This is a genomic window from Streptomyces sp. 8L (assembly GCF_020176795.1).
Taxonomy (GTDB): domain Bacteria; phylum Actinomycetota; class Actinomycetes; order Streptomycetales; family Streptomycetaceae; genus Streptomyces.
Genome location: NZ_JAIUKE010000606.1, coordinates 3,639 through 5,796 on the forward strand (window position 1 = coordinate 3,639; position 2,158 = coordinate 5,796).

1 protein-coding gene and 1 pseudogene are annotated in these 2,158 nt (G+C 73.0%); one reads left to right on the forward strand and one right to left on the reverse strand.

From position 1 onward, the window contains the following. Positions 1-332 precede the first annotated feature (332 nt). Positions 333-1,199 carry an MATE family efflux transporter gene (locus tag LCE31_RS35575; RefSeq protein WP_225021957.1) on the forward strand — a complete coding sequence of 289 codons (867 nt, stop codon included), beginning with the start codon at positions 333-335 and terminating at the stop codon, positions 1,197-1,199. 347 nt (positions 1,200-1,546) lie between these two features. Here LCE31_RS35575 and LCE31_RS35580 read toward each other — a convergent pair. After that, positions 1,547-2,062, reverse strand: a pseudogene (locus LCE31_RS35580) (MFS transporter); the annotation flags it as partial. Positions 2,063-2,158 lie beyond the last annotated feature (96 nt).

Here is a 2,158-nt window from a genome sequence, read left to right on the forward strand (position 1 = left end):
ACCCCCGCCCCCCGCCCCCCCGCGGCGGGGGGGGGGGGGGGGGGGCCGGGCCCCGCGGGGGGGGGGGGGGGCCCCCCGCGGCCCCCCCGCCCCCCCCCCGCCCCCCCCCCCCCCCCCACTCCGCCGCCCGATCTGCGGGCAACGCCTTCATCCTCTTCTGGGTCACCGCCGCAACCACGACCCTGGCCGGACTCCTGGCGCTCGACCCCCTGCTCAGCGTCCTCGGCGCCCACGGGGACATCCGGGCCCCCGCCCACGACTACGCCGCCATCCTCCTTGCCGGCGCGCTTGTGTCCACGGGCTTCTCCAGCCTGGTCCGGGCGGAGGGGCGGATGCGCTTCTCCACCCTGCTCTGGCTGATCCCGGTCGCCGTGCAGATCACCCTCGACCCGCTCCTCGTCTTCGGCCTCCACCAAGGCGTGCGCGGCGCGGCGCTGGGCACCGTTGCCGGGCAGGCGGTCTCGGCCGGGATGAGTCTGTGGTTCTTCTTTGCCCAGCGGCGGCGCCCCTACCGGATCACCGCCGCAGACCTGCGCCCGCACGGGCCGACGGTGCGCGCCCTCGTCGGCATCGGCGCCCCGTCCTTCCTCGCCGGTGTCGGCGCCACCTTCCTCGCGCTTGTCGTCAACACGACCCTGACCGCGTACGGGACGGCCACCGCCCTCGCAGCCTACGCCGTATGTGCCCGCCTGCAGACCTTCGCCGCGATGCCCCACCTCGGCATCGGCCAGGGCCTGCAGCCCGTCGTCGGCTACAACGTCGGCCTGGGCGAGAGCGCCCGGGTCCACCGCGCCCTCCGCCTCGCCCTGCGGGCGACGCTCCTCTACGGGGGGACGATCGCCCTCATCCTCGTCGCGTGCGCGGGCCCGCTGGTGGGTTCCTTCCTCCAGGGCCCCGCGGCGGGGACAGCGACATGGGCACTGCGGTTTATCGCGCCGGGGCTCGTCTTCGCGGGCGTCACGCCAGTCGTCTCCTCCTACTTCCAGGCGACCGGCCGCCCCCGTCCTTCCTACCTCTTGTCGCTCGGGACCCTGGTGGGGCTCAAGATGCCGCTCGCCGCGGCTCTCGGCTGCCTCGGCACTACCGGCCTGTGGATCGCCCTCAGCCTCGGCGAACTCCTCTCGGCAGCAGCCGCGCTGCTCGTGTTGCGACAGCAACTCGCACACACCGCACCCGTCCCCCACCCGAAACAGCAATAGCCTCCGGCGTCCGGATGGTGCGGTCCGAGATCGTGAGCCCGGCCTCCCGGGCGGCGCGTCCCCGCGTGCGGCGATGCGGCCTGTCGTCGCGGCGTTTTACCTGGAGGGGGCGGGGGGCGCGCCGGGGGTGCGGTCGGCCGGGCTGGCGAACATGGTCGTGATCTGCGTGGCAAGCGCGGCGATCGTGGCGAGGGCGAAGGCGATGAGGCCGAGCGGAGGGAGGGAGAGACGGACAGGAGCAGGGCGAGTTCGGGGTACCTCGGGCCGACGGCTTGCAGCGTCTCTGCGATGGCTACGAGTTCCGCGATTCAGCGACGACTCCGCGACGTACCGTCCGCGACACTGAGTCATCCCTCCGATTCCCCCGACCCGGCCCGCACCATGCCCTTCCGCAGCCTGCTCCACACGGCGAGGACCGCACACGCAGCCAGACAGCCCGCTGCGGTGATCAGCAGTGCCGTGTCGGCGGCTGCTTCCGAACCCACCCCGCGGTCTTGGTCGGTGACGGCCCCGGCCAGTTCGACGCCGAGGCCGGCGGTCACGGTGATGACCGTCTTGGTAACTCCCGACGCCTCCCCGGCCCGCTCCGGCCGGATCACCGCCTGGGTAGCGATGAGCGTCAGTGAGTTAGCCACTCCGAGGACCGCGCCGCCCACGGTGGCCACGGCTACGTACAAGGTGAGGGAGGAGGTCCGGGCGAGGCATGCCAAAACCAGCGCTCCCCCGCACAGGCAGCCCACCATCAGCCGTACCACGGCCCATGGCGGCACCCGCCCGGCGAGCGGCCCGGCGAGCGCCATGGCCAGCGCCATGGCCAGCGCGGGGGCAAGGAACGTGGTGCCCGCAAGGACGACCGAGAGGTCCCACTGACCCTGGAGCGTTAGAAGTCATCTCATTTGGTGAGGCGTCGGTAGCAGATGAGAGTTGCGGCGATGCCTGCGAAGGCGAGGAAGTGTTCT

Bases quoted from the DNA above. Each gene is read 5' to 3' on its own strand.
- LCE31_RS35575 (WP_225021957.1), top strand. From the start codon at position 333: ATGCGCTTCTCCACCCTGCTCTGGCTGATCCCGGTCGCCGTGCAGATC.